The organism is Marinobacterium sp. xm-a-152 (assembly GCF_013282965.1).
Lineage (GTDB): Bacteria > Pseudomonadota > Gammaproteobacteria > Pseudomonadales > Balneatricaceae > Marinobacterium_E.
In genome coordinates this window covers 31,390-49,295 of the sequence record NZ_WBYI01000006.1, presented here as the reverse complement: position 1 = coordinate 49,295, position 17,906 = coordinate 31,390, and the positions used below count along the sequence as shown (strand labels likewise).

Below are 17,906 nucleotides of genomic sequence, written 5' to 3'. Positions count from 1 at the left end.
AGAATTAAAATGAATTCAACAGCTCTAAAACAAGTGATTGATCGGTTGCTGACATCTTGTCGACCTTGAATGATTCGGTAATCTCAGTGATCAATTGAGCTAGATTCAGTTTTGCATCTTGGCTATGAAGTAGATCGATATGCCCCCTGATATAGGAGATCGCAAACAGCTGATCAGGGTTGTCCAGTGAGACGGTTTCAAGCTCTAACAGTTGATCCGATAGGGTCTTTAAATCAATCATAAAATTCCACGGATTTTAAGTTAAGAAGGTGCTCTTTGCCGTCTGCATCGATTCGGATTAAACGTATGGTGAGGTAGTCGAGCTCTTTTGCCATCCAGATAAGAGTCGTATGCTGTTGGCCGGCCCTAACCAGTTGCAATTTTTCACATAGAAAAGTTCCTGCAGGGGTTCTCAGTAACTCCTCGCCAAGCCGATTAAACTGATAGCTCTTGATCTGCCCACCATCAGCGATTCTATAGTCAAGTTGTTGCCGCCCTGACTTTAAATCTTCTCTGAGTTGAAGCTGGTAACTGAGCCTATCTTGAACTGCACTCTCCCAAGGTTGATTCCAGGGGTCCCCATTGACCAGTGTTGTAATTCGGCCTCCAGCCTCATCAAAGTCAACTGAGATAGAGCGTGAGCGACCAAACAGACTGCGCTCGTAGTTGTATAAGAGCGGTGACCACTCACCATGACTGAATTTGAGCTCGCTGGTTTCGCTCTGCTTGGCCATAAACGCTGAGGCTCTGTTGGTAAATCGCCAGGTTCCTGTGGAGGTTTTAACGAGCTCTCGTGTCGCAGTCACTGGAACATCAATTAAAAGATCGATGTTGGCACTGTAAGAGGCTTTAAAAGGGGTAGGTTGAGCAAAGGATGGGCCGATAAGAAGTATCGATAACAGTGCTACCCAACTTCTCATCTTCCCATTAATCCTCATTTACACTCGGTAAAGGTAGCCTGTTTCACCCAAAGGTGATCCGTCTAGGAAGACTCGGTTGTTCTCTAGAGTGATGCGTTCAGAGGCAAACCAAGAGACTGCAAGTGGGTAGATTTGATGCTCTAGCTGATGCACTTTTTGGATCAATGAATCAACAGTGTCGCCTTGCTCGATGTCGGTAGCAGCCTGAATGATGGCAGCTCCGCCGTCCAGCTCTTCTGAGACAAAGTGCACAGTACAGCCATGCTCTGTATCGCCAGCCTCCAATGCTCTCTGATGGGTGTTGGTGCCTTTATATTTAGGCAGAAGAGAGGGGTGGATGTTGAGAAGTCGACCGCTGAAGTGCTGAACAAATTCGTCGGTCAAGATCCGCATGAAGCCAGCTAATACCACGAGGTCCGCTTGCCATGCATCGATCTGCTCCATCAGTGCACTATCAAACGCAAGGCGTGAATCGAAATGGGTATGATCAACCACAGCTGTCTCTATACCGGCTTTTTTAGCGCGCTCTAAACCATAGGCACTCTCTCTGTTTGAGAGAACGCCAACAACTCGGCAATGCTGGTCGTTGGCAGTAGCATCTATGATGGCTTGTAGATTCGATCCCGACCCTGAGATTAGAACTACAATTTTCTTCATCGTTAGTGGCTCATACCTGCCAGCTCAACTTGCTCGTCGCCCGCGGCAGCTTTTGCGATTGAGCCGATCAGCCAAGCCTCTTCGCCAGCGGCTGATAGGATCTCAATGGCATTATCAGCTTCGCTGCCAGGAACACAGATCACCATGCCAACGCCACAGTTTAGGGTGCGGTACATCTCTGTTTGATCAACGTTGCCGCCGGCTTGAATCCAACGGAATACTTCTGGAATCTCCCAGCTATTGGTATCGATCACCGCTTTTGCGCTCTCAGGAAGTACGCGTGGGATGTTCTCTAGAAGGCCGCCGCCGGTGATGTGAGACAGCGCATTAACCTGTACCTTCGAGATTAGCTCAAGAACCGATTTAACGTAGATGCGTGTAGGTTCCATCAGTGCATCTGCGAGCGTACCCTTGCCCATTGGTTGGTTTAGGTCAGCGTTAGACACTTCAAGAATCTTACGAATCAGTGAGTAACCGTTTGAGTGAGGGCCCGATGAGCCCAGTGCGATTAGAGCATCACCGGCTTGTACTTTAGAACCGTCAATGATCTCTGATTTTTCGACAACGCCAGTACAGAAGCCGGCTAGATCGTAATCGTCGCCTTCGTACATACCTGGCATTTCGGCTGTTTCACCACCGACCAGTGCGGCACCGGCCAGTTCACACCCTTTACCAATACCGGATACAACGTCTGCCGCCATATCGACATTCAGTTTGCCTGTAGCGTAGTAGTCAAGGAAGAATAGTGGCTCTGCACCAGCAACGACTAGGTCATTAACACACATAGCCACCAAGTCGATACCGATGGTGTCATGACGGCCAAGATCCATGGCCAACTTCAGTTTAGTACCGACACCGTCGGTGCCGGAGACCAGTACTGGCTGGCGGTAACCCTCCGGGATTTCACACAGAGCACCAAAGCCACCCAAACCACCCATCACTTCTGGACGGGCTGTGCGTTTAGCAACACCTTTTATTTTCTCGACAAGGGCGTTACCTGCATCGATATCGACTCCAGCATCTTTGTAGCTGATTGAAGGGGTATTGGTATTGCTAGACATCTGTGTTTAACCTCAGGGGTGAAAGCGAATTTAATAGGTTGTGAATTCTATCAGTTTGCGCACCGCTGAGCTATTGTGTGTTACAGTTCTTAGCAAATTTAGCGATGATTTTTTCTTAGGTTTTTTGATGTCTCGCCATTTAATGAAAATCAAGGTTCTAGCTCTAGCTTCAGCTCTACTGACTTGCTCAGTGAGTGCGGTGGCTAAAGATCTACTATTGTGGCCAGTTGATGGGCGCGAATCGCCGGTCAAAGCTGAGCAAGAGAGTGCTCGTTGGGTGCAATTCTTGGTCGAAAAAGGTCGATCTGAATCCATCTCAGTCGCACTGCCCAGTGAATTTGGCGTCGGGCCACTGTTCTACCCTCAACTGGTTAAGGGACAATCCATTGATGAAACACTTCAGCGCAGTGCAGCTGGCACCGGTAATGGTGCGGCAGTGCTCGTGCAATTGAACGAGGGTGGTATCAATTGGCGTTTTATTAAAGAGGGCGTAGGTCAAAATCTTCGCACTTCCGTGACCAGTGATGGGCTTGCCTTGGGTGTGAGTTGGCTAAAAATGCAACTGGACTTAGAGGAGGGTCCGGCCATTGATGAGCGCTCCACCGCTGATGAAATAGTCGAGCAGCCAAATGTTAACACCGCAAAAGTTGAATCGATTAAACCGGAAAGGGTTGAAGCTCCAACGGCTCAGGTAGATCAGGTTGCGGCTCCCGTTATCTCTGCTGTTGAATCCGCTGCACCCGTTTTACCCACACAGAGTTCTGAGATTGTTACCAGTAACTATCAACACAGTGGTCATGAGATCAGCGTGACAGGACTGGATGATCTCTCCTCACTGTTACGAGTGACAGGTAAACTACGTGAGACAGACGGTGTTAAATTTTTGTATGTGTCACAGATGAACGACGTTGAAACTCGTTTAGTGGTGGGTTCTGATCTCGGGCTTGCCGAACTGAGTGCTCTATTGGTTGAACAATCTTGGTTAGAGGAGACGGGTATTGATGCTTACCAGTACAAACCCTTTCAGCTGGAAGAGCCAGCAACCCTTGAAGCCTTATTAGAGCCTTTGTCTACTGATAGTGATGCTACTCTTGTGCCTGAGGCAGAAATCACTCCATCAATTGAAGAAGTGATCGAATAATGCAGCAGCGTTGGTTTATTCTCTCAGTTCTAATTGTTATCACAATCCTTCTATATCTATTGGCTCCGGTGTTAAGTCCCTTTGTTGCTGGTGCTCTATTAGCTTACATTTCAGACCCTATTGCTGATCGATTAGAGGCAAAAGGCATAGGCCGAACCCCGGCTGTCATTATTGTATTTACCTCCTTAGCATTGGTTCTGGTAGGCGCATTACTGCTGCTGATTCCGCAGTTGTCACATCAAATTCAGATTGTGGCACAACGTGTGCCAGTGGTTATTGAACTGGTAAACAACGAGTTGATCCCTCTGATTGAAGCTAACCTAGGCATTTCTATTGCTAAACCGGATCTGGCTCAAATTACAGCCGTGTTGGCTCAACACTGGCAGAGTACCGGTTCAATCGCGACCGCTCTAATTTCCTCTATTACACAATCTGGATTGGCTATCGCAGCTTGGTTAGCCAATCTGGTTTTGATTCCAGTCGTCACTTTCTATCTGTTGAGAGATTGGGACACGATGGTCGCAAACATCGCCGAGTTGTTGCCCAGAAACTTGGAGCCTAAAGTCTCAATTTGGGCAAAAGAGTGTGATTTTGTCCTCGGTGCTTTCATGAAAGGGCAGTTAGTGGTCATGCTGGTGTTGGGTGTTATCTATGCGATCGGCTTGGCACTTCTCGGGGTAGATCTTGCTCTGCTGTTAGGATTGATTGCAGGGTTGGCGAGTATCGTTCCTTACCTTGGCGTGATCATTGGCATTCTCTCCTCTTCGGTTGCGGCCTATGTTCAGTTCCAAGATCCGACCATTCTTCTGGGTGTGGCGGCGGTCTTTATTGTCGGCCAACTACTGGAAGGTATGGTCCTGACTCCGAAACTCGTTGGTGATCAGATCGGTCTTCATCCGGTTGCGGTCATTTTTGCGATTATGGCAGGTGGTCAGCTGTTTGGTTTCATTGGTGTATTATTGGCGTTGCCAGTAGCGGCGGTCATTCGCGTGTTACTGTCACACCTTCACAGTGGCTATAAACAGAGTTCGCTATACCATCACGCAGTTGATCAGGATGAACAATCAGTCTGATGTTTCACTCATCGCAGAATACTCCTCAGCAACTCCCTTTAGGTGTTCAGCTTCGCAGTGACGCTAAGCTATCTCGTTTTGTGCAGTCTCAACAGAGCGCATTAATACCGGCGTTAAAGGGTTTGATTAATAGACAAGAGGGTCAGTCTCAAGAGTCCTTTGTCTATTTATACGGTCGCGAAAATACCGGCAAGAGTTATCTTCTTCAGGCGCTTTGTAACGAGGCAGATCTCCTCGGTATTTCTGCGATCTATCTACCACTGAGTCAAACTGATGAATTGTCAGTAGAGATGCTTGAGGGGTTAGAGCATTTTCAGCTGGTCTGTTTGGATGATGTGGACTCTGTGATTGGTGATTCAGCTTGGCAAGAGGCGCTGTTTCATCTATTTAATCGCATTCGAGGCATTGGTCATTCACTGCTGATCAGTGGTGTGGATTCGCCCGCAAATAGTCAAATAGAGCTTCAAGACCTTCGCTCACGTTTGGCTTGGGGGCTGACGTTTAAGCTGGAGGCTCTCTCGGATGAGCAGAAGCGGGAAGCAATTCAACAGGAAGCTGCCGCTAGAGGCTTAGTGTTAGCTGATGAGGTTGCACAGTATCTACTGAATCATGGTGAGCGAGATCTTTCCAAGCAGTATGAATACCTAGATCAGTTGGATCGTGCCTCTTTGCAGGCGCAACGAAAACTGACCATCCCCTTTGCTAAACAGGTGTTGGGTTGGCTGTGACGCTGCAATGCCTTTTTGATCACCCCGATTTTATGGCCATCTACAAGCCGATAGGTGTTGGGATGCACTCTGAGTCTGGGGAGATAGGACTTCAGGTTATTGCTGAACAACAGTTTGGGTTAAAACTTTGGATGGTGCACCGGTTAGATAAGGTGACATCGGGCGTGCTTCTGTTCGCTAAACATGCCGAAGCAGCCGCGCAGCTATCAAACCTGTTCAGTGAACAGTCGATTCAAAAAACTTATCTCGCCCTAAGCCAATCCAAGCCGAAACGAAAGCAGGGTCGCATCAAAGGTGATATGGCAGCGGCGCGGAATGGAAGTTATAAGCTGCTCAAAACTCAGTCTAACCCTGCTATTACTGACTTCTTTTCACTCTCTATTGAGCCGGGTTTACGTCTCTTCGTCTGTCGACCTAAAACCGGTAAGACGCACCAGATTCGAGTCGCCCTGAAAAGTGAAGGTGCGGCAATACTCGGTGACCAGCGATATGGCCAGCCCTCTGATCGTACCTACCTGCATGCTTGGCGTATCGCATTTCAGTACCAAAAAGAGGCTTTTCAGATAGAGGCAGCCCCTCTAGAAGGTGAGTGGTTCAACAAAAACACTTTTATCGACAAGCTGAAGCAACTTGAAAATGGCAACTATTGGCCAGAACATTGGCTTAAGAACCAGAATTAATGAGACAAAAGTTATGAGTGATGATCGAGTCATTAGAGATTTTACACTGCGCAGCAAAGAGGATCGTGAAGAGCTGCTACTGCATACCTGGTGCGACCATTGTCAGAAAGTGGATCTGGGTATGAGTGATCCTGTTGAGTACGAACTGCACGGTATTATCTTTCTGGAAGGGAAATGCCAGATGTGTGGAGAGGTTGTTCTGACTGAGATTACAGACGATGAATTCTGATTACCTTGATCGATTCGCAGGTATTGGGCGCCTCTATGGCACTGATTCACTCGAAAAGTTTCACAAGGCTCATGTTGCCGTTGTCGGTTTAGGTGGCGTTGGCTCCTGGGTGGTAGAGGCGCTTGCCCGGAGTGGTATCGGTGAGCTTAGCCTCATTGATCTAGATGAAATTTGTGTCTCAAACACGAATCGCCAGATGCATGCGGTTAGCTCAAATTTAGGTGCCTCCAAAGTTCAGGTGATGGCGGATCGTGCGCGCGAGATTAATCCCGATTTAATTATTCACGAGCATGAGTGTTTTGCGACGCAAGATAATCTTACTGACCTATTGGTTGAGCCGATTGATTATGTCGTCGATGCCATTGATAGTGCCGGTGTTAAAGCGGCAATGATTGCGTACTGCCGTCGCCGCAAGATTCCGATCGTTACCACCGGCGGGGCTGGTGGGTTGATTGATCCGCTTAAAATTGAAGTTGCTGATCTAAGTAAAACTCAGCACGATGCGCTGGCCGCTAAGGTTCGTTCAATATTGAAACGTCATTTCGGGTTCAGTCGAAGCGGTAAACGATTTGGTGTCGAGTGTGTCTTCTCGCAGGAGCAGGCTAGGTATCCACAGTTGGATGGATCTGTCTGTGCGACAAAAAACTTTGGTGAGAGTGATGTGCGTTTAGACTGTTCTGGCGGCTTAGGGGCAGTTACTTCAGTCACGGCTGCGTTCGCAAATGTTGCGGTAAGCCGAGTGTTGATCAAAATGAGTGAGCGTGTCGCCCGAGAGAGAAAACAGGCCGATCAGAGCTGAGCCTGACCGGCCAAAGAGCAATATGCTTTGGAGGCTTAAGCAGCCTGAGTTAGACGTGCTAGCGCTGATTCGCGAGTCGTGCGAAGTTCGCTAACAAAAACACGGCTTAGACGTTTGCTTGTAGTGTCAACCAACTCAGCCAGTGCTTGGCTGCGAAGTGCTTGAGCTTCTTTGATTGCTGCTTCTAGATCTACAGTTGCGTATGTGTAAGGCATGTTCATTTCCTCTAAATCGTTTCGCTGTTCAATTTGTGATCATACTAAAGGTGTATAAGGCTCTCGACAAACGATCCTTTTTTGATTTATTGTTGAGTTAAATTCACTTACAGGAATCTCCTATGCGACGCTTACCACCACTCAACGCTCTTCGCGTGTTCGATGCTGCTGCCCGCCATGGTAGCTTCAACCGCGCCAGTGAAGAGCTTTGTGTCACGCCATCGGCGGTTAGCCATCAGTTGAAGTCACTTGAAGAGTTTTTAGGTGTTGAGCTTTTTAAACGTGAGAAGCGAACCATTTCGTTGACGGCTGCAGGGGAACGTTATTTACCCTCTGTACAGATAGCCTTAGACGAACTGGAGCAGGCGACACGCAGGTTGGTTGCAGCGCCTAATACCAACGTGGTGAAGGTGAGCATCGCGCCGGCCTTTTTGACACGTTGGTTGGTACCACGCATCACGCGTTTTCAAGAGCGCTTTCCTGAAGTAGAGCTTCGAGTTGAATCTTCGATTGAGTACATCGATTTTGATAACTCTGAGACTGATATGGCGGTCTATTATGGTACTGGCCATTGGAAAGGAATCGAGTCGCATATGATGCGTAATATCTTTCTGACACCCGTCATGAGTCCCAAGCTCCTTGAGGGTAAAGAGCCGCTTAACACGCCCAAAGACATGCTAAACCACACCTTGATTAATGTATCAGGTCGCAGTCATGAGTGGACAAAGCTGCTACAAGAGCAGGGGATCTCCATCACCGAGATTAACAAAACCATCTCCTTCTCCAGCACCTCCTTGGCGGTATCGGCGGCATCAGAAGGGATCGGTATAGCACTGGCAGATACCGCTCTGTTGGGCCGAGAGCTAGAGAGCGGTCGTTTAATCGCGCCCTTTGATATCAGTTTGGATAGCCATAACGCTTTCTATCTTGTCTACCGCAAGAATCATGGACTTACGCCTGCAATGATGGCGTTCCGTGACTGGATTCTGGAAGAGATGCAAGCGGATATCGATGCCGCTAACGTTGGAAGCTAACTTTAATGCAGCGTGTTAAGCCTCTCCTAACGGCACTGCTGATCATTTTGCCCTTGGGTGTCAGCGTCTATCTATTGCAGTCGGTGTTGAGTGGCTTCCTAGAGCGGGATCCCATAACAACGGATTGCGACGTTAATTTCGAGACCTGTGCTATTGAACTCCCGTCCGATAGCGAGGAGAGCAGGGTGTTGAGCCTCAGCATGAATCCCAAACCGGCTAAATCGCTGGTACCTCTGACATTCAGCTTTACAGTCGATGGGCAACAACCCGAGAGTGCTTGGCTCGATCTGCAAGGGACTACGGAGTATATGGGCATCAATCAGACTCCCATTAAATTTAATGGTGAGAGTTGGTCGGGAGTCACCGAACTCTCAGTCTGCACGACCGGGTTAATGGTCTGGAAGGCTCGCTTGATCATTACCGAACAGGATGGCGAGAGTTATCCCGTCGATTTCTTTTTTGAGGCAGAGTGATTTTCTGTTGGAGCCATATCGAAGATGTGGCGATCTTTTCGGTGACAGGCCTTCAGCCTGTCATCCGCTAGTAGGCTTTACTACCTTTCTGGAAGACGTTGAGAGAGTGGATGTCAGGCTAAAGCCAGACACCGGTGCTAATAGCAAAGTTATAACTAGTACCAATCGCGGCCTTTTCAAGACCCCTCCAACAAAATGCCAAATTCGAATCTCGTGCCGATTTGTCCACGTCCGATCGAGAGTGAGTACGATGGTTTTTCACGGTTAAGAGTTCAATCGGCTGAGGCCCGGATGGCCGAAGTCTGCAACGGAGGCAGGAGCCGACTTTGCAGTGTACTATTGGACTTCAGTGAAAAATCATTGAACGGAGCGTGCCGCAGGCCGAGTGAGCGTGGTCAGTTTTTGGGTACTTTTTGCTGACCAAAAAGTGCCAATGGCCAGCCTTTAGGCTGGGTATTCGCTTTAAACATTTATGCCATAAAAAAGCCCCGCACTGCGGGGCTAAAAAAGGAATCTTCAATCGATGAAAAATGAAGAAAACGAACACAAGGGATTTGTTCGTTACCTAATCCATTAGGCATGTATTAAATATAAGTCTTATTTGTGCGGTGCACAATATGTAAAAGCTGATTTTTAAGTCAACTTATTTATAAGACTCAATCCTGTATGCTGCGGTGCGGAATAAGGCTACTCTTCAATGATTAGATTGCTCTTTCTGAATGGGTGTGCGGCATAGGTGCCCATGACGCGAACCTCTTTAGCAAAGAAGTGAAGCTCTTGTAGGGCTAGCTGCATGGCAGGCTCCTGAGGGTGCGATGCCACATCTAGATGGAAGCTAGTGACCTGCATCGTATCCGAAGCCATGTAACTTTCCAGCTTAAGAATGTTCAGGCCATTAGTGGCAAAACCACCCAATGCTTTATACAGCGAGGCTGGGATATTTCGAGCGGTGAACAGGATCGAGGTCATGAACTCTTTGTCAGCATCGTATTCCGGCACCTTACTGTCACGTGCCAGAATTAAGAAGCGCGTGGTATTACCTTCGACGTCTCTAAACCCCTCTTTGACGATATCTAAACCATAGAGTTCTGCAGCAAGTGAAGAGGCGATAGCGCCTAGCTCTGGATCTGGATTCTCTGAAAGATCCGACGCAGAGCCTGCCGTGTCAAGTGCCGCGATAGGTTCAAGTCCTAGTGCTCGAATGTTGCCATCACACTGTGCCAGCGCCTGGGGGTGTGACCAAACACGTTTTAGCTGCTCAACTTTAGTGCCCGGAATAGCGAGTAGGCAGTGATTAACCGGCTCAAAGTGTTCAGCAATGATGTGCAGTTGAGTCTTAGGCATTAAGCGGTAGATCTCTTCGACACGACCGGCAGTGCTGTTCTCAAGTGGGATCATCGCTAAACGCGCTTCACCACGTTCAACCATAAACATTGCATCAGCAAAGCTCTCACATGCGTGTGCCTCCAATTCTGGGTGGACACGGGTACAAGAGAGGTGAGAGTAGGCACCAGGAACACCCTGATAAGCGATTTTTGCGGGTAGGTCTGTCATATCAACTGCTTAATGAGAGAATTAAAGCGATATTATTGCACATCTCTTTACTCGGCCAATAGCCTTCAGAGGACTGAGGGAAGTTTTAAAGATAAAAAAACCTGCCGAGCGTGAGCAGGGCAGGCTTTTATTCAAGTCAGATTTTAGAGTGCATATATGACTGCAAGCAGACCGGTTACCGACATCGTAATCGTGTAAGGCAGTGCCATCCACACCATCGTACCGTACGAGAGGCGAATCAACGGAGCAATCGCAGAGGTTAGCAGGAATAGGAACGCTGCTTGACCGTTAGGAGTCGCTACCGATGGGATATTAGTACCGGTATTTACAGCAACTGCTAGGTGGTCAAACTGTTCACGAGTGATATCACCTGCGTTCAATGCCGCTAGAATCTCATTAATGTAGACCGTCGCAACAAATACGTTATCCGAGATTGCCGATAGCACACCGTTTGCAATGAAGAAGACAGACGGCTGTTGACTTGGCTCTAGTGAAAGTGCCATGTGAATGATCGGCTGGAACAGGTGCTGATCGTGAATCACTGATACCACTGTAAAGAAGACAACCAGCAGCGCGGTGAAAGGGAGTGCCTCTTCGAAGGCTTTACCGATCTGGTGCTCTTCTGTGATGCCGTTAAAGGCGGTCAATAGAATGATTACGGTCAAACCGATCATGCCCACTGGGGCCAAGTGGAAGGCTAGACCAATGACTAGGAATACTGCCACTGCAGCCTGAACGATTAGGCTAACGCGTTGTTTCTTGGTCATCTTAGCCGATTGATCTTTATCGTAATCAACCAGAATTTGGCGAACGTTCTCAGGCAATTTAGCGCCGTAACCGAAGGTGCCGGTCTTCTCTAGTACTACAACGGTTAGAAGGCCAACCGCCAGTACAGGCATAGTGATCGGTGCCATGCGTACGAAGAACTCAATAAAGGTCCACTCAGCTTTCTGGGCAATCAACAGGTTTTGTGGCTCACCGACTAGCGTACAGACGCCGCCTAGTGCTGTACCCACAGCACCGTGCATCAAGAGACTTCTTAAGAAACCACGGAAGTTTTCTAGGTCTTGGCGACGCTCTTCATGAACGTCATGGTCAGACGTATGGTCGTGTGCCGAGTCGTTATTTTTGCCCGAAGCGACCTTGTGGTAGACCGAGTAGAAACCGACACCAACACTGATCAATACAGCAGTCACCGTCAACGCGTCTAGGAAGGCCGATAGGAAGGCTGCAGAGATAGAGAAAAGTAGAGAGATCGTTGTCTTAGAGCGAACTTTAACCAGTATCTTAGTGAAGACCCATAGAAGAAGGTCCTTCATGAAGTAGATACCAGCAACCATGAACATCAACAGAAGGATGACTTCTAAGTTGGCGTTGATCTCGTGGTATACGTTATGTGGATCGGTTAAGCCGATCACGACCGCTTCAATCGCAATCAAACCACCCGGCTGAAGTGGGTAACATTTAAGCGCCATCGCCAGTGTGAAAATGAATTCGAAAATTAGCAACCAGCCTGTTACGACAGGGCCAGCTGTTAAAAGTAGGATAGGGTTGGCTACAAGGAAGAAAAGGATTGCTTGCTTGTACCAAATTGGCGAGTTGCCCAAAAAGTTTCGGGTAATTGCCGACATGGTTGATTGATTCATGTAGGGTCCTTACAGTTATTTTAATTTGCCCAAAAGCAAAAAAGCGCAAAGATTATAAGGTTATTCCTTTAGTTTGGAAACTGCGGTTTTAATACTTTAGTTTTATATAACTATTACAAATAAGCATTGCCGTTTTTAGGGAGTCTTCTTGAAATACTTAATTGCCCATCAAAATCGTCTGATCTTGGCTGACCCAGAACTAGGGGTTGTGTTGGATCGTATTGATCTCTCCCTATCCTTTGACAGCGAGTATGAGATCGAACGTTACCCTGTGTTACCGGGCTATGAGTTGGTCAGAATGTCTGAGGTACCTGGCAGTGCCAAAGTGGTGGATCTTCGAGCTGAACTTGAACGGTCTGATCCATTCCAGTATCAGTTGCTCTCCAGAGCTCAGCAGTTATTGAATTGGCGAGTGAATCATCAGTTTTGTGGTCGCTGTGGTGGGGGTATGGCGTTCGGTTTGACGGAGATGGTCCTGAAATGTACTGACTGTGGGCATCACGCTTACCCGAGACTCTCTCCCTGTATCATCACTCTCGTTGAGGATGGCGATCGAATCTTGTTGGCCCATAACGCTAAGTTTACACCCAATCGATTCAGTACTTTAGCTGGATTTATTGATGCCGGTGAGACGGCTGAGCAGGCGGTAGCACGAGAGGTCAAAGAGGAGGTAGGTGTTGAAATCAGCGACATTCGTTACTTCAAAAGCCAGCAGTGGCCATTTCCTGACTCGCTGATGTTGGCGTTTTTTGCGCAGTATGCCGGTGGCGACATTAAACCTGATGGTCGTGAGATATTAGAAGGGCGTTGGTTTACCAAGGAAGAGCTGCACACTGTGGTGCTGCCACCCAAATTCGCTATCTCAAGAGCGTTGATCGACGACTGGGTTGCACGACAAGGCTGATTTGCAGCTATAGCTGGGTATCAGTGCCTAAAAAGTTTGCCTAGCTTGGTGGCGAGCATGACATCACCCTCGGCGCGCAGAAGACCTTTCATGAAAGCACTCATGCCATCGATCTCACCCTGTATAACACCAATGAATGTCGCTTCATCCATGATCAGTGTGATGTTTGGATCGGAGTGCTCACCCCAGTTGGCGTCTAGCTTTGAATCCTCGATCGTTAGGTAGAATGAATCTGCATCATTCAACGAGAACTGAAACGTCTTATTTAGACCTTTGGCGTTGTCAGAATTGAATCGATCTTGCAGCTTGTTGAAAACCTGCGTGAGGGTGACATTTGAAGACATAAAAACCTAGCGCTCATTAGAAGTGGCTATGTTAACCTACCCCTCTCTGTTAATCGACTTTCTTACGAGGTAATCAGTGGTCGAATTTTTTTCTGAATACGGTCTTTTCTTGGCTAAAACGGTCACTTGGGTGGTTGCGATTGGGCTCGTGCTTGCGATGATTGCAGCGGCGGCTCAAAAACGTCGTAAGCCTAACGACGGAGAGATTGAAGTCGAGTCGCTGAATGATCACTTCACCGAGCTAAAAGAGACGTTAGAAGACCACATATTGGATGAGCATCGCCTCAAACAGATGCATAAAGCGCAAAAGAAGCAGGATAAAGAGGAGGCTAAGGCCCGTAAAAAGGCGGCCAAGTCCGATGCTCAAGCAGAAGAGGATCGAAAACGAATCTATGTCATCGATTTTGATGGCGACATCCAAGCCTCTGAAGTCGACAAGATGCGCCAAGAGATCACAGCGGTTCTAACGTTGGCAAGAGAGGTCGACGAAGTGGTTGTTCGTCTAGAGAGCCCTGGCGGTCTAGTGCATGGCTATGGCTTGGCTGCATCACAACTCGAGCGCATTCGTCGTAAGCAGATTCCACTGACGGTGTGTGTCGATAAAGTGGCTGCCAGCGGTGGTTATATGATGGCTTGTATCGCCAATAAGATTATCGCAGCTCCCTTTGCACTGATCGGTTCCATTGGTGTGGTTGCACAGATCCCCAATTTTCATCGCCTTCTTAAGAAGAATGACATCGATTACGAAGTCTTAACGGCCGGTGATTACAAGCGAACTCTAACGATGTTTGGTGAGAACACTGATAAAGGTCGTGAAAAGTTTGTTGAGGAGCTAGAGGATACGCACGCTCTTTTCAAAGAGTTTGTCGCTGACTACCGCTCGGATTTAGACATTGAGAAAGTGGCGACGGGTGAAGTCTGGTTTGGTCGTCGCGCCATTGCCAATGGTCTTATTGATCAGATAGAGACCAGTGATGACTATCTGGTTAATGCCGCCGATGACGCTGATATCTACAAAGTGAGCTATCAGGTGAAGCAGAGCCTACAAGAGCGCCTCGAACACTTTGGTATCTCTGCTGTCACTGGCGTTGCTGGTAAAGCGTGGTCGAGCCTGACACAGAGCCGTTTCTGGGCGCGCTGATGAGTCGTATTGAGATCTCCATTGCTGATCAAACCTTAAGGTTACTGACCGATTCGGGTGAGCAGAGTTGGAGCGTCTCAACGGCTTTAAACGGGCCGGGGAATATTAAAGGGTCAGGCTGTACACCGCTTGGGCAGCACAAAGTAAAGCTTAAAATTGGCGAATCTGCACCGACCAACAGTGTCTTTGTTGGTCGTCGATCAACCGGTGAAATCTATTCAGAAACGCTAGCCAAGCAGTACCCAGAACGAGATTGGATTTTGACACGAATCATCTGGCTACAGGGTATGGAGTACGGCTTCAATCGTGGTGGTCAGGTCGATACACTAAGTCGTTTCATATACATCCATGGCACACCTGACAGTGAGCCGATGGGGGTGCCTAAATCACACGGCTGCATCCGAATGAGAAACCAGAATCTGATTGAGCTGTTTGATCAGGTCAACAACAACATGATCGTAAATATTACGGCTTAATTGGAGAGAGTAATGAGCAGTGGCGCCCTAATGCTGGATATTGCTGGGACTGAGTTAACGCCCGCTGAGGTTGAGACTCTCAAGTCTCCCCAAGTGGGAGGGTTGATTCTCTTTGCTCGTAACTACCAAAACCCTGCACAACTTCGACAGCTCATGACGTCGATCCGTCAGGTCCGTCCTGACCTGTTAGTGGCGGTCGACCAAGAGGGTGGTCGTGTGCAGCGATTTAAAGAGGGCTTCACCCGACTGCCACCAATGCGAGTATTCAGTGAAGCTTGGCAAGAGAACCCTAGCAAAGCGGTCGCTTGGGCTCATGAGTTTGGCTGGTTGATGGCGACAGAGTTGCGCGACTATGACATCGATATCTCATTCGCCCCTGTGTTAGATCTCGATTACGGCCACTCAGAGGTGATCGGCGACCGTTCGTTTGGCAGCGATAGCGAACAGGTTGAAGCACTGGCGGGAGCCTTCATGTCAGGCATGCATGAAGCGGGCATGGCGACCACGGGTAAGCACTTTCCAGGGCATGGCTGGGTGGAGGTGGATTCACATTTGGGTCTTCCAGAAGATCAGCGCAGTTTTGCTGAGATAGATGCTCAAGACCTACAGCCCTTTGCCAAGTTGATTAAACGCGGCTTGGATGCGGTCATGCCGGCCCATATTAAATACACCAGTGTCTGCTCACAGCCCGCAGGCTTCTCAGAGTTTTGGTTGCAACGCCAACTGCGTGAGCGATTAAGTTTTGATGGCGTGATCTTCAGTGATGATCTCTCTATGGAGGGGGCAGCAGAGACTGGCAGTTATTCTGATAGAGCCGACGCCGCGCTGGCAGCTGGCTGTGACATGGTGCTTGTCTGCAACGCACCCGAGCGTGCGCAAGAAGTGTTGCAGCACCTAACCAACCTTGGGCACACTGGTTCTGATCGAATTGTAAGAATGCGTGCTAGACCTAAGCGCCCGAGTGATTCTGAACGATTGGCTCGCGTAAGAACGATGGCGAAAGAGTTGGTCTAACTGATTGTTTATTGGAGTTTTTAAGTGACTGAATTGTTGAGTTGGGTGCTTAACCCACTGTTAAATGCTATTCCTGCCTTGAATCAATATCAGTGGTTGCTACAAGGCGCTGTGATTCTGTTGATGACACTGATCGTCTCTCTAGTCAGCAATACTTTGTTGAATCGACTGATTCCCTTTATCAACAATCTCTCGTCCGTTTGGAATCAGGTATTCATTGATACCGTGCGTGCCCCTTTAAGTCTTCTAGTCTGGGTGGTGGGTATTACGCTCTCACTCGATATTGCCGCTCGAGCACTGGACGAGATAGACCTGGTTCTGACGCAATCTTTGCGCTCACTAGCGTATATTCTGTTAGCGGCATGGACGTTGATCCGTCTAATTAAGCGGGTTGAGCAGCAGTTAGTGGATGGCGTTTCTGGTCGTCCTGGTGTTGATCGAACCACCGCTGATGCGGTCGCAAAACTACTGCGATTAACCGTCCTTCTGTTTGCGGGTTTGGTGCTGCTTCAACATTTGGGCGTCAGTGTCTCAGGCATACTAGCGTTCGGTGGTGTTGGTGGTTTGGCTGTCGGTTTTGCCGCAAAGGACCTACTGGCTAACTTCTTCGGTGGGTTGATGATCTACATGGATCGCCCCTTCAAAGTGGGGGATTGGATTCGCTCCCCCGACAAAGAGATTGAGGGTACAGTTGAAGAGATCGGCTGGCGCTTAACCCGAATTCGCACCTTTGATAAACGACCGCTCTACGTCCCTAACTCAACCTTCGCCAGTATTGCCGTTGAGAATCCATCGCGTATGACCAACCGTCGTATCTATGAAACCATTGGTGTTCGTTATGACGATGCGGCTGTGGTTGAGCAGATTGTTGCAGATATTAAATCGATGTTGCAGAGCCATGCTGACATCGATCAGAGCCAAACTCTGATCGTAAACCTGAACCACTTTGGTGCCTCATCAATCGATATCATGGTCTACACCTTTACCAAAACGGTTAACTGGGTGGAGTTCCACTCGGTTAAGCAGGATGTACTGGTTAAGATTATCAATCTGGTTGAAGCGCGTGGCGCAGAGATCGCTTTCCCAACCTCTACGATTCATATTGCCCCGAATGAGGCGCCGTCGAACTAGTTTACGGTGTTTGCTGTCTCTGTTGAGGTCACCAGATCGGTGACCTCCATCTCAACCGCTTCGACCGGTCTAAAGAGTACCAGCATTCCCAGAACGGGGTGATCGATGTAGTGCAGATCCTTCGATCGCATGCGACGTGACTCCTCAAAACGGATCGTTTCAGCGGGCTCGTCGGTCAAGCTTAAACCGTTAGGGTAGTAGTTGATCGATGGGTAGATATGCAGATAACGCTGACGCTCAATGCGTAATGTACCTTCGAAGTTTCCAAATGCATCCAATAACAGAGTGGTGCGGTTAGCGCCAGGTTTAAACTGATCCAGCCAGCTATTGTGGTAGAGCAGCTCATACCCTTTTTGCGCCAATCGATTGGCTTGTTCAGTCAATGCAAAGGTGGTTATTGGCAACTCTTCATTCAGGGCTAAGGGTTCGCCATCATTGACGAGAGGAAGCTCAGCGTTGGTGAATTCTATACTTTCTAAGTCGGCAGGCCAGGTTTCGCTCTCTTTGTCGGCTTCAGCCTGTTTGAAAATAACCACTTCAACAGTGTAGAGACTCTCTTCACTGATCAGTTCAGGGGCAACCGCTAGCTTGACCGCCTCATCGTCAGCCACGGCTTGGCCGATACCAGCCAATAGCAAAAGGGTCGTTGCAATCACTCTCACTTTAATATGCTCCTGAAGGTTCAA

22 protein-coding genes are annotated in these 17,906 nt (G+C 48.4%); 13 read left to right on the top strand and 9 right to left on the bottom strand.

The features are described 5' to 3' along the window. Window positions 1–4: 4 nt before the first annotated feature. Genes XMA152_RS07025 through purM form a run of 4 tightly spaced genes read right to left on the bottom strand, consistent with a single transcriptional unit; the run spans window position 5 to window position 2,638 of the window. Window positions 5–241: a YfcL family protein gene (locus tag XMA152_RS07025; RefSeq protein WP_173481546.1), complete on the bottom strand. Its 237-nt coding sequence runs from the start codon at window positions 239–241 to the stop codon at window positions 5–7. Further along, entirely contained in the window at window positions 234–920 is a 687-nt protein-coding gene (locus tag XMA152_RS07020) for a DUF3108 domain-containing protein (protein WP_173483161.1), read from the bottom strand. Before XMA152_RS07020 ends, XMA152_RS07025 begins: the two co-directional genes overlap by 8 nt. Before the next feature lie 18 nt (window positions 921–938). Continuing rightward, window positions 939–1,577 (bottom strand): phosphoribosylglycinamide formyltransferase, encoded by a 639-nt coding sequence (gene purN, locus XMA152_RS07015; RefSeq protein WP_173483160.1) that lies wholly within the window; start codon window positions 1,575–1,577, stop codon window positions 939–941. A 2-nt stretch (window positions 1,578–1,579) separates the two neighbouring features. Next, on the bottom strand, window positions 1,580–2,638 hold the full coding sequence (purM, locus tag XMA152_RS07010) for a phosphoribosylformylglycinamidine cyclo-ligase (RefSeq protein ID WP_173483159.1): 1,059 nt from the start codon (window positions 2,636–2,638) through the stop codon (window positions 1,580–1,582). Between the two features lie 127 nt (window positions 2,639–2,765). Here purM and XMA152_RS07005 point away from each other — a divergent pair, with 127 nt between their 5' ends. From XMA152_RS07005 to tcdA, 6 genes are read left to right on the top strand one after another with little or no spacing between them, the layout of a single operon-like run. After that, window positions 2,766–3,779 (top strand): hypothetical protein, encoded by a 1,014-nt coding sequence (locus tag XMA152_RS07005; RefSeq protein ID WP_173483158.1) that lies wholly within the window; start codon window positions 2,766–2,768, stop codon window positions 3,777–3,779. Beyond that, the gene (locus XMA152_RS07000; RefSeq protein WP_173483157.1) at window positions 3,779–4,852 is read left to right on the top strand and encodes an AI-2E family transporter; all 1,074 of its coding nucleotides are present in this window, start codon (window positions 3,779–3,781) and stop codon (window positions 4,850–4,852) included. The genes XMA152_RS07005 and XMA152_RS07000 overlap by 1 nt, the downstream gene beginning before the upstream one ends. Then, window positions 4,852–5,580, top strand: a complete 729-nt coding sequence (gene hda, locus XMA152_RS06995; protein WP_173483156.1) for a DnaA regulatory inactivator Hda — start codon at window positions 4,852–4,854, stop codon at window positions 5,578–5,580. Before XMA152_RS07000 ends, hda begins: the two co-directional genes overlap by 1 nt. Further along, window positions 5,577–6,260, top strand: coding sequence for a TIGR01621 family pseudouridine synthase (locus tag XMA152_RS06990; RefSeq protein WP_173483155.1), 684 nt, complete (start codon window positions 5,577–5,579; stop codon window positions 6,258–6,260). The genes hda and XMA152_RS06990 overlap by 4 nt, the downstream gene beginning before the upstream one ends. A gap of 13 nt (window positions 6,261–6,273) precedes the next feature. After that, complete coding sequence (locus tag XMA152_RS06985; protein ID WP_173481538.1) at window positions 6,274–6,489, top strand: hypothetical protein; 216 nt, start codon at window positions 6,274–6,276, stop codon at window positions 6,487–6,489. Then, window positions 6,479–7,288, top strand: a complete 810-nt coding sequence (gene tcdA, locus XMA152_RS06980; protein WP_173483154.1) for a tRNA cyclic N6-threonylcarbamoyladenosine(37) synthase TcdA — start codon at window positions 6,479–6,481, stop codon at window positions 7,286–7,288. Before XMA152_RS06985 ends, tcdA begins: the two co-directional genes overlap by 11 nt. A 35-nt stretch (window positions 7,289–7,323) precedes the next feature. Here the strand turns inward: tcdA and XMA152_RS06975 are convergent, their stop codons facing one another. Then, the gene (locus XMA152_RS06975; RefSeq protein WP_173481536.1) at window positions 7,324–7,503 is read right to left on the bottom strand and encodes an RSP_7527 family protein; all 180 of its coding nucleotides are present in this window, start codon (window positions 7,501–7,503) and stop codon (window positions 7,324–7,326) included. 122 nt (window positions 7,504–7,625) lie between these two features. Here XMA152_RS06975 and gcvA point away from each other — a divergent pair, with 122 nt between their 5' ends. Then, window positions 7,626–8,537, top strand: a complete 912-nt coding sequence (gene gcvA, locus XMA152_RS06970; protein ID WP_173483153.1) for a transcriptional regulator GcvA — start codon at window positions 7,626–7,628, stop codon at window positions 8,535–8,537. A gap of 5 nt (window positions 8,538–8,542) precedes the next feature. Continuing rightward, on the top strand, window positions 8,543–9,010 hold the full coding sequence (locus XMA152_RS06965; protein WP_173483152.1) for a hypothetical protein: 468 nt from the start codon (window positions 8,543–8,545) through the stop codon (window positions 9,008–9,010). Between the two features lie 687 nt (window positions 9,011–9,697). Here the strand turns inward: XMA152_RS06965 and XMA152_RS06960 are convergent. Together XMA152_RS06960 and nhaB are read right to left on the bottom strand one after the other, a co-directional pair. Continuing rightward, window positions 9,698–10,564 (bottom strand): prephenate dehydratase, encoded by an 867-nt coding sequence (locus XMA152_RS06960; RefSeq protein ID WP_173481533.1) that lies wholly within the window; start codon window positions 10,562–10,564, stop codon window positions 9,698–9,700. Between the two features lie 143 nt (window positions 10,565–10,707). Beyond that, window positions 10,708–12,210 carry a sodium/proton antiporter NhaB gene (gene nhaB / locus XMA152_RS06955; RefSeq protein ID WP_173481532.1) on the bottom strand — a complete coding sequence of 501 codons (1,503 nt, stop codon included), beginning with the start codon at window positions 12,208–12,210 and terminating at the stop codon, window positions 10,708–10,710. A gap of 148 nt (window positions 12,211–12,358) precedes the next feature. Between nhaB and nudC the strand changes: the two genes are divergently transcribed. After that, on the top strand, window positions 12,359–13,114 hold the full coding sequence (gene nudC / locus XMA152_RS06950; RefSeq protein ID WP_173483151.1) for an NAD(+) diphosphatase: 756 nt from the start codon (window positions 12,359–12,361) through the stop codon (window positions 13,112–13,114). Between the two features lie 20 nt (window positions 13,115–13,134). Here nudC and XMA152_RS06945 read toward each other — a convergent pair whose 3' ends face one another. Further along, the gene (locus tag XMA152_RS06945) at window positions 13,135–13,458 is read right to left on the bottom strand and encodes an SCP2 sterol-binding domain-containing protein (RefSeq protein ID WP_173483150.1); all 324 of its coding nucleotides are present in this window, start codon (window positions 13,456–13,458) and stop codon (window positions 13,135–13,137) included. 76 nt (window positions 13,459–13,534) lie between these two features. Here XMA152_RS06945 and sohB point away from each other — a divergent pair, with 76 nt between their 5' ends. Genes sohB through XMA152_RS06925 form a run of 4 tightly spaced genes read left to right on the top strand, consistent with a single transcriptional unit; the run spans window position 13,535 to window position 17,220 of the window. After that, window positions 13,535–14,599 (top strand): protease SohB, encoded by a 1,065-nt coding sequence (gene sohB / locus XMA152_RS06940; protein ID WP_173483149.1) that lies wholly within the window; start codon window positions 13,535–13,537, stop codon window positions 14,597–14,599. Beyond that, window positions 14,599–15,075, top strand: coding sequence for a L,D-transpeptidase (locus XMA152_RS06935; protein ID WP_173483148.1), 477 nt, complete (start codon window positions 14,599–14,601; stop codon window positions 15,073–15,075). The genes sohB and XMA152_RS06935 overlap by 1 nt, the downstream gene beginning before the upstream one ends. 12 nt (window positions 15,076–15,087) lie before the next feature. Continuing rightward, on the top strand, window positions 15,088–16,089 hold the full coding sequence (nagZ, locus tag XMA152_RS06930) for a beta-N-acetylhexosaminidase (RefSeq protein WP_173481527.1): 1,002 nt from the start codon (window positions 15,088–15,090) through the stop codon (window positions 16,087–16,089). A gap of 24 nt (window positions 16,090–16,113) precedes the next feature. Continuing rightward, entirely contained in the window at window positions 16,114–17,220 is a 1,107-nt protein-coding gene (locus tag XMA152_RS06925; RefSeq protein WP_371731441.1) for a mechanosensitive ion channel family protein, read from the top strand. Here XMA152_RS06925 and XMA152_RS06920 read toward each other — a convergent pair. Next, complete coding sequence (locus XMA152_RS06920; protein ID WP_173481526.1) at window positions 17,217–17,882, bottom strand: CsiV family protein; 666 nt, start codon at window positions 17,880–17,882, stop codon at window positions 17,217–17,219. The two genes, XMA152_RS06925 and XMA152_RS06920, sit on opposite strands and share 4 nt — an antisense overlap. Window positions 17,883–17,906: the final 24 nt, after the last annotated feature.